Annotated in this window: 6 protein-coding genes; 4 read left to right on the top strand and 2 right to left on the bottom strand. The window is 61.2% G+C overall.

Translation table 11 applies throughout. The features are described 5' to 3' along the window. Positions 1–499 precede the first annotated feature (499 nt). The 3 genes from hrpB (at position 500) to HGP17_RS30840 (ending at position 4,971) form a co-directional block, all read left to right on the top strand. The gene (gene hrpB / locus HGP17_RS30850) at positions 500–2,968 is read left to right on the top strand and encodes an ATP-dependent helicase HrpB (protein WP_168815326.1); all 2,469 of its coding nucleotides are present in this window, start codon (positions 500–502) and stop codon (positions 2,966–2,968) included. A 2-nt stretch (positions 2,969–2,970) separates the two neighbouring features. After that, on the top strand, positions 2,971–4,308 hold the full coding sequence (locus HGP17_RS30845) for an ActS/PrrB/RegB family redox-sensitive histidine kinase (RefSeq protein ID WP_168815324.1): 1,338 nt from the start codon (positions 2,971–2,973) through the stop codon (positions 4,306–4,308). 75 nt (positions 4,309–4,383) lie between these two features. Then, positions 4,384–4,971, top strand: coding sequence for an ActR/PrrA/RegA family redox response regulator transcription factor (locus HGP17_RS30840; RefSeq protein WP_168815315.1), 588 nt, complete (start codon positions 4,384–4,386; stop codon positions 4,969–4,971). A 1-nt stretch (position 4,972) separates the two neighbouring features. Here HGP17_RS30840 and HGP17_RS30835 read toward each other — a convergent pair whose 3' ends face one another. Next, positions 4,973–5,461 (bottom strand): MmcB family DNA repair protein, encoded by a 489-nt coding sequence (locus HGP17_RS30835; RefSeq protein ID WP_168815312.1) that lies wholly within the window; start codon positions 5,459–5,461, stop codon positions 4,973–4,975. 181 nt (positions 5,462–5,642) lie between these two features. Here HGP17_RS30835 and HGP17_RS30830 point away from each other — a divergent pair, with 181 nt between their 5' ends. Next, positions 5,643–6,317: a L,D-transpeptidase gene (locus HGP17_RS30830; RefSeq protein ID WP_168815310.1), complete on the top strand. Its 675-nt coding sequence runs from the start codon at positions 5,643–5,645 to the stop codon at positions 6,315–6,317. 184 nt (positions 6,318–6,501) lie between these two features. Here HGP17_RS30830 and HGP17_RS30825 read toward each other — a convergent pair whose 3' ends face one another. Then, positions 6,502–8,670 carry a malate synthase G gene (locus HGP17_RS30825; protein ID WP_168815308.1) on the bottom strand — a complete coding sequence of 723 codons (2,169 nt, stop codon included), beginning with the start codon at positions 8,668–8,670 and terminating at the stop codon, positions 6,502–6,504. Between the last annotated feature and the right edge of the window lie 3 nt (positions 8,671–8,673).

The raw sequence follows: 8,673 nt of genomic DNA, 5'->3' as shown, positions 1-8,673 counted from the left end.
CCACAATCCCAGGCACCTAAGCCCAGAACCACAAATCAGCATCGCAGCCAATCTAGGAAACACCAGAGCGAGAGACTTCGTCGCCAGCAGCGCCGCCGCCCTCGTCAGTGATCGGGCTTATAGACCCCCCAACCCGACATAGTCAACACTATCACTGTAAAAATTCTGACATTTTTCTAACCAACTGAATATAAACAATAATTTTAAGAGATGACAGGAAATGGGGCGGTTTATACCGAATCCTATGCGTTTTCCGGATTCATTTTACGTCTTTTGCCGGAATCGCCCAGCTCGCCCCAAAAAGCCGGCCCGAACACCCTCAACGGCCCTGCGCCCGACGTCGCATTGCCAGCAAAACGCCCAGGACCTAATAGACATCAAACAAACAAAGGAAGCGGAGCATGTTGCTTCTTCATAAAGCGCCAGCGCGAATGGCAGCGCGATGCGGATACGGCAGCACCTCATATACAGCGGTATGGAGCCGACAGGCGTGACATATATGGTGCCTCCATTGCCGGAACTTCCGGTCTCACATGTCCTTGCCGATATCAGCACTGCGCTCGCCGGCCACAGGCGTGCCGTGCTGTCCGCGCCGCCCGGCGCCGGCAAGACGACGCTCGTGCCGCTTTATCTCCTCGGCCAGCAGTGGCGCGGTGATGGCCGGATCATCCTTCTGGAACCGCGGCGGCTGGCAGCAAGGGCTGCGGCGGCACGCATGGCTTCGCTGCTGAGCGAACAGGTGGGCGAGACGGTCGGCTACCGCATGCGCCTCGACAACCGCATCTCCGCGAAAACCCGTGTCGAAGTGGTGACGGAAGGCGTGTTTGCGCGAATGATCCTGGACGACCCGGAGCTGTCAGGCATTTCCGCCGTCATCTTCGACGAATTCCACGAACGCTCACTGGATGCCGATTTCGGACTGGCACTGGCGCTCGACGTGCAATCGGCGCTGCGGGACGATCTGCGCATTCTGGTCATGTCGGCGACACTCGACGTGGCACGCGTCGCAGCATTGCTGGAAAACCCACCCATCATCGAGAGCATGGGCCGAAGCTTTCCGATCGATATTCGCCATCAGGACCGGCCGGCGGGCGAACGGATCGAGGATGTCGTGACCCGCGCGATTCTTGAGACACATGCGGAGGAACAGGGTTCGATCCTCGCCTTTCTGCCAGGTCAGGCGGAAATCACCCGCACCGTGGAGCGGCTCGATGGCCGCTTCGGCTCGCATACGATGATCGCGCCGCTTTACGGCAATCTCAGCCAGAAGGAACAGGACGCGGCGATCAGACCGGCTCCGCAGGGTACGCGCAAGATCGTCCTTGCGACCTCGATCGCTGAAACATCCATCACTATCGACGGCGTTCGCATTGTCATAGACAGCGGCTTGCAGCGCCTTCCCGTCTTTGAAGCTTCGACCGGCATTACCAGGCTGGAGACGGTGCGTGTATCCCGCGCCTCGGCCGATCAGCGCGCCGGCCGCGCCGGGCGAACCGAGCCCGGCATTGCCTTGCGGCTTTGGCATCCCGGCCAGACGGCGGCGCTCCCGGCCTTCACGCCGCCGCAGATTCTCTCCAGTGACCTCTCGGGTCTCGCGCTCGATCTGGCCCATTGGGGCGTGCAGGATCCGGCAACGCTTGCCTTCATCGACCAGCCGCCGGCAACGACGCTTGCCGAGGCGCGGACCTTGCTGCGGCAACTGGGAGCGCTCGACACGGACAACGGACTGACCGCACGCGGTCGGCTGATGCGGGAGCTTGCCTTGCCGCCGCGGCTGACGGCCATGGTGATTTCGGCTGCGGAGTTCGGCGAGGCGCGTGAAGCAGCGCTGCTGGCCGTGTTGCTGACCGAACAAGGCCTCGGCGGCCAGAGCATCGACCTGGAAGAGCGGTTGCGGCGCTTCAAGACCGAAAAGGGTGAACGCGCGGACGCGGCCCGCCGATTGGCTGCGAGGCTTGCATCGGCGGCAGGCGGCGGCAAGGATGTCCTATCCACACCGTCACCTCTGGCCGGCTCATTGTTGCTGCATGCCTTTCCCGATCGAATCGCGCTTCAGCGCGGCGGGCGAGGACGCTTTGTCATGGCCAATGGACGCGGTGCGGAGTTGCAGGAGACCGAACGGCTGGCTGGCTCGCAAATGCTCATCATCGCCGATCTGACCGGCAGGGCGGCGCAGGCTCGCATTCTGGCGGCGGCTGAGATTTCCCGTGCGGATGTCGAAGAACACTTGCCGGGAGAGATTCGCACCGAGGAACAGAGCTTCTTCGACAAAGCGAGCCGGCAGGTACGCGCACGGCGCGCGACGCGGCTCGGCGCGATCGTCTTTGAGGAAACGCCCCTGCCGCGCCCTTCCGGCGAGCAGGCCGCCAAGGCGCTGGCCGAAGGCATTCGCGAGCTTGGCATCGACATCCTGCCTTTTTCGAAAGAGGCGGCGCAGCTGCGCGACAGGATTGGCTTCCTATATAGGACCATCGGCGATCCCTGGCCCGATATGAGCGACCAGGCGCTGCTTGCGCGGCTCGACGAATGGTTCACCCCGTTTCAGACCGACGCGCGCGGCCTTTCCGATATCTCGACCGGCGGTTTGTCCAATGGGCTGATGTCGCTGGTGCCGCATGAACTTCAGCGCGACGTCTCCCGCATGGCGCCGACGCATTTCGAGGCACCGACCGGTCAGCGCCACCCGATACAGTATGATGGCGAGGAGCCGCTCCTGACCATTCGCGTGCAAGAATTGTTCGGATTGAAGCAGCATCCGACCATCGGCGGCGGCAGGTTGCCGTTGCTGCTGGAACTGACCTCTCCCGCGCATCGGCCGATCCAGACGACGCGCGATCTACCCGGCTTCTGGGCGGGATCCTGGAAGGATGTGCGCGCCGACATGCGCGGGCGCTATCCAAGACATCCCTGGCCGGAGGATCCGGCCGATGCATTGCCGACGACACGCGCCAAACCAAGGGGGACCTGACGATGGCACGCTTCTTCAGAGGGCTGGAAAAGCTATCGGAAGCCGAGATCAAGGCGCAGGACGACCATCACAGCCGCCGGCGGCTTCGCCTGCAGACACTGGTGCGTCTGCGCTGGCTTGCGGTCGCCGGGCAAACGGCAACGGTGATGATCGTTGCCTTCTGGCTGAAATTCCCCATGCCGCTCATGCCGTGCTGTGTGTTGATTGCATGCCTCGCCTGGATCAATTTCTTCCTGACCTTGCGTTTCCCGCCGACTCACCGGCTTGAGCCGCCGGCGGCCTTTGCGCTGCTCGGCCTCGATCTGCTGCAGCTGTGCGGATTGCTGTTGATCACCGGCGGCCTGACCAATCCTTTCTCGGTGCTGGTTTGCGTGCCTGTGATCATCTCCTTCGCCTCGCAGCCGATCCGTTACAGCATGCCGCTGATCGGTTTGGCGATGATCTGCATTACCGGCCTTGCCTTTTCCCCTTTCCCTCTGCCCTGGTACGAGGGGATCTCGGTCAGCGTGCACAGCGTCATGCAGCTTGGCGTCTGGTGCTCGATCGCCTCGACCATGGCCTTTGCCGCCTTCTATGCCTATCGCGTCTCCATGGAGGCCTCGCAGCTCGCCGATGCGCTGTCGGCGACCGAGTTGGTGCTGCAGCGTGAGAAACACCTGTCGCAGCTGGATGGACTTGCCGCGGCGGCGGCACACGAGCTGGGCACGCCGCTCGCCACCATCAGCGTCGTCGCCAAGGAGATGGAGCGCGAGTTGCGCGAGGACGATCGCTTCCGCGAGGACGTGGCGCTGCTGCGCAGCCAGAGCGAACGGTGCCGCGATATCCTTCGCCGGCTGACGACCCTCTCTTCGGAAGACGAAGCACATATGCGCCGGCTGACGCTCTCTTCGATGATGGAGGAGATCATCGCGCCGCACCGCGAGTTTGGAATCGCGCTTGAGCTGATCGAAAAGAGCCCGCGAGCCGGCGAGCCGGTTCTCAACCGCAATGCCGGCATCATGTATGGGCTTGGCAATCTCATCGAGAACGCCGTCGACTATGCCCGCAAGACCGTGACCGTCACCGTGGAATATACGGTCGAAAAATTGATCATCGCCATAGAGGATGACGGCAACGGCTATTCGCCGGAAATACTGGCGCGGATCGGCGAACCCTATGTCACATCGCGCCAACGCGACGATACGGCCGGCGGCCTCGGCCTTGGCCTTTTTATCGCGAAGACCCTGCTGGAACGTTCCGGCGGCACGCTTTCCTTCAGCAACCGAGATCCGGAAACGCCGGGTGCCCGCGTCCGCGTCGAATGGCCGCGCGTGTTGATCGACAGTAATTCGACAAAATGATTTTCACGGCTTACAACAACCTTCGTCAAAATCGGTAGAATATGCAGGCGGAAGGTCGCCGGGATAGAAGATAGAATGACGGATAAAGAGATCGCTGCCCCGCATGCCGGGGACAAGGACGCCGCAGCCCATATCGGCGCGGATGCGACATTGCTGATCGTCGATGACGACGGCCCCTTTCTGCGCCGGCTGGCCCGCGCAATGGAAACCCGCGGCTTCATGGTCGAGACGGCGGAATCGGTGGCGGAAGGTGTTGCCAAGACCAAGGCCAATCCGCCGCAATATGCCGTGGTTGACCTGCGGCTTGGCGACGGCAACGGCCTCGATGTCATCGAAGCCATCAGACAGAAGCGCGACGACACGCATATCGTCGTCCTGACCGGATACGGCAACATCGCGACGGCTGTCACCGCCGTGAAGCTCGGCGCGCTCGACTATCTGGCAAAGCCAGCGGATGCTGACGACGTGTTTGCTGCGCTGACCCAGCGCCCCGGCGAAAAGGCGGAAGTTCCCGAAAACCCCATGTCGGCGGATCGCGTCCGCTGGGAGCATATTCAGCGCGTCTACGAAATGTGCGAGCGCAACGTGTCCGAGACGGCTCGCCGCCTCAACATGCATCGCCGGACGCTGCAGCGCATTCTCGCCAAGCGCGCGCCGAAGTAGATCATTCCGGCGCGAAAGATTTTCCCGTCGCCCATTCGGCCATCATCAGGCGTTGGGCGGCAGCGCGAGAAAAACTCAAAGTCACGGATTTGCGGGTGGCCGGCGGCAGACGATGCTCCGGCGCCTCGCGGATCATGTGAGCGCCGTAACCATCCGACAGGAATAGACCGCATTCCTCCGGGAAGATATCCAGCGGCACGTCCTTATGCGTCGCAAAGAACAGCCGGTCGCAATGCTGCCGGTATTCGGGCCATTTGCGATCGACGCGAAAATCCTCGATCGAGGTCTTGATCTCGATGATCCAAATCTCGCCCTTTTCCGACAACGTCATGAGATCGGCCCTGCGGCCGCTGGCGAGCGGTAGCTCCGGTAGTACGGAATGGCGCATATCGTGCAGTAATAGTTGCACGCCCTTGCGTACAAGCATGGCCCGCTCCGACTGGCGGCCATCTATTAACGGATTGTTATTGTAAACGTTCAAAATCGTCATGAATTGCCTCAAGGACAGGGCAAGCATTGTTGCAAAAAAGCCATGTCCCCTTAATTTGCGCGGCGGAGCTATTTTGTAGCGCCGCAGCAGCTTGCAAAGTTTAGTTTAATGGAAAATAAACTGTAGACAACGATGGTTGATAACCATCCCGTTCCCCGCCACGAAAATTCAAGAGACTTCCATGCGCATCCGTAATGCTATGACTGCACTCGGCCTTGTCGCAATGCTCGCATCGGCTGGCTATGCCACCACCGCCGCAGCAGCGCCGGCCGCAACCGCAAATTCGGCCACCGACACCATCAAGACCTTTGATGGCGATTATGGTGTGACCAGCGACAACGGTTTTCAACTTCCGGCGATCCCGATCCAGAAGGTGAAGCCGCAGTTCCGCCGCCAGATCGTCGAGTACAAGACGGATGAGGCTGAAGGCACGATCATCGTCAATACGCGCGAGCGTCATCTCTATTACATCCTCGGCAACGGCGAAGCGATGCGTTACGGCATCGGCGTCGGCAAGCAGGGCTTCTCCTGGTCCGGCACGGCTTACGTCGCCTGGAAGCAGGAATGGCCGAACTGGCACCCACCGAAGGAAATGGCTGTCCGCCGTCCGGAAATCGCCAAGTATGTCGATGGCGGCATGAACCCGGGCCTCTCCAACCCGCTCGGCGCACGCGCCATGTATCTCTATAACGAGAAGGGCCAGGACACGCTGTTCCGCCTGCACGGCACGCCGGAATGGGCGTCCATCGGCACGGCTGCCTCCTCCGGCTGCATCCGCCTGATCAATCAGGACGTGATCGATCTCTACAGCCGCGTTCTTCCGGGCCGCAGCACCAAGGTTATCGTTATCCAGTAATCGCTGGATATTCGGATTGAAAAAGGCCGCCGGATAACGATCCGGCGGCCTTTTTGTTGCTGGTCATAGCCCGGGGCTATCCCCGTCCTTGGAAACTCCAGCCCCTCAGGGCTCCCGCACCTGAGGGTGAGATGCGTAGCTCCTTGAAGGCGCGCGCGGCTCGAACCACGAGAGCGGGTGAAGCTCACCCCGCCTGTTTTGCCTTCAGCTCAATACGGCGGCGATGCAGGACCGGTTCGGTGTAACCATTCGGCTGCTCGCGTCCCTTGAGCACGAGATCGAGAGCAGCCTGAAACGCAAACGAACTATCAAAATTGCCAGCCATGGCGATGTAGTTGGCATCGCCAGCGTTCTGCTGGTCGACCACGGCGGCCATGCGCTTCATCGTCTCCAGAATCTGCGCTTCGCTGATGACCTTGTGGTGCAGCCAGTTCGCCATGTGCTGGGCAGAGATGCGCAGCGTGGCCCGGTCTTCCATGAGGCCGACATTGTTGATGTCAGGCACCTTGGAGCAGCCCACGCCCTGATCGACCCAGCGAACGACGTAGCCGAGAATGCCCTGGCTATTATTGTCGATCTCGCGCTGGATTTCCTCCGGCGTCCAGTTTGGCCGTGAGGCGACCGGTACGGAGAGGATATCGGAAAGCTTGGCGCGGCCACGGCTTTTCAGGCTCTTCTGCACATCGGCAACGTTGACGCGATGATAGTGGGTAGCATGCAGCGTCGCGGCGGTCGGCGACGGCACCCAGGCCGTGTTGGCGCCGGCCTTCGGATGGGCGATCTTCTGCTCGAGCATGGCCGCCATCAGATCCGGCATGGCCCACATGCCCTTGCCGATCTGCGCATGGCCGGAGAGGCCGCATTCGAGGCCGATATCGACGTTCCAGTTCTCATAGGCCGCAATCCAGGCCGCCTGCTTCATGTCACCCTTGCGGATCATCGGGCCGGCTTCCATGGAGGTGTGGATTTCATCGCCGGTGCGATCGAGGAAGCCGGTGTTGATGAAGACTACGCGCTCACGTGCGGCGCGGATCGCCTCCTTGAGGTTGACCGTCGTGCGGCGCTCCTCATCCATGATGCCCATCTTCATGGTGTTGCGCGCCATCCCAAGCAGGTCTTCGACGCGCGTGAAGATATCGACCGCGAAGGCGACTTCTTCCGGTCCGTGCATCTTCGGCTTGACGACATACATCGAACCCGCGCGTGAATTTTGGCGACGCCCGTTCGGACCGATATCGTAGAGCGCGATCAGGCCGGTGATGACGGCGTCCATGATGCCTTCCGGCACCTCGTTGCCATCCCGGTCGAGAATGGCCGGATTGGTCATCAGGTGACCGACATTGCGCACGAGCATGAGCGAACGGCAATGCAGATCGAAGGTGCTGCCATCCGGCGCGGTGTAGGTGACATCGGGGTTCAGCCGGCGCGTGAAGGTCTTGCCGCCCTTGGCGACTTCCTCGGTCAGATCGCCCTTCATCAGGCCGAGCCAGTTGCGGTAGACCTCCGTCTTGTCCTCGGCATCGACGGCGGCGATCGAATCCTCGCAGTCCATGATCGTCGTGATCGCCGATTCCAGGCGAACATCGGAAATGCCAGCGGGATCGGCCTTGCCGATCTCTGTGCCGGCGTCGATGACGATTTCAATATGGATGCCGTTCTGCTTCAACAGGACATGCGAGGGGCTGGTGGCATCGCCGAGATAACAGGCGAAATGATCAGCCTCTGTCAGTTTTGCGGCGCCATCCTTCGTGGTGATCGTCAGGGCGCCGTTCTTTACGGCGAGATTGGTGACGTCCTTCCAGCTTGCGCCATCAAGCGGCACGGCCGAATCAAGGAAATCACGGACCCAGGCAATGACCTTCTCGCCACGCTTGGGGTTATAGCCCCTGCCTTTTTCGGCGCCATCGGTCTCGGCAATGGCATCGGTGCCGTAGAGCGCATCGTAGAGCGATCCCCACCGGGCATTGGCGGCATTCAAGGCATAGCGCGCGTTCATGACCGGAACGACAAGCTGCGGGCCGGCGATCTCGGATATTTCCGGATCAACATTGGTGGTCGAGATCGTGAAGGCTGGGCCTTCCGGCACGATATAGCCGATCTCGCGAAGGAAAGCCTCGTAGGCGGCGAGATCGACAGGCGCGCCATTCTTGCGATACCAGTCGTCGAGCGCTTGCTGCATGCGGTCACGCTTGGCGAGCAACTCGCGGTTCCTGGGTGCGAGGTCGTGAACGATCTTGGAGAAGCCGGCAAAGAAGCTGTCGGCATCGACACCCGATCCTGGAAGCGCATCCTTGACCAGGAAATCATACAGCACCGATTCGATCTGCAGCCCGTTTTTCTCAATGCGGCTCATGCC

The organism is Rhizobium sp. P38BS-XIX (genome assembly GCF_012641435.1).
Lineage (GTDB): Bacteria > Pseudomonadota > Alphaproteobacteria > Rhizobiales > Rhizobiaceae > Rhizobium.
This window is presented reverse-complemented; position numbering and strand designations above follow the sequence as displayed.

Excerpts from the sequence above, each read along its gene's own strand:
- hrpB (WP_168815326.1), top strand. The coding sequence starts at position 500 with ATGGTGCCTCCATTGCCGGAACTTCCGGTCTCACATGTCCTTGCCGAT.
- HGP17_RS30845 (WP_168815324.1), top strand. The coding sequence starts at position 2,971 with ATGGCACGCTTCTTCAGAGGGCTGGAAAAGCTATCGGAAGCCGAGATC.
- HGP17_RS30840 (WP_168815315.1), top strand. The coding sequence starts at position 4,384 with ATGACGGATAAAGAGATCGCTGCCCCGCATGCCGGGGACAAGGACGCC.
- HGP17_RS30835 (WP_168815312.1), bottom strand. The coding sequence starts at position 5,461 with ATGACGATTTTGAACGTTTACAATAACAATCCGTTAATAGATGGCCGC.
- HGP17_RS30830 (WP_168815310.1), top strand. The coding sequence starts at position 5,643 with ATGCGCATCCGTAATGCTATGACTGCACTCGGCCTTGTCGCAATGCTC.
- HGP17_RS30825 (WP_168815308.1), bottom strand. The coding sequence starts at position 8,670 with ATGAGCCGCATTGAGAAAAACGGGCTGCAGATCGAATCGGTGCTGTAT.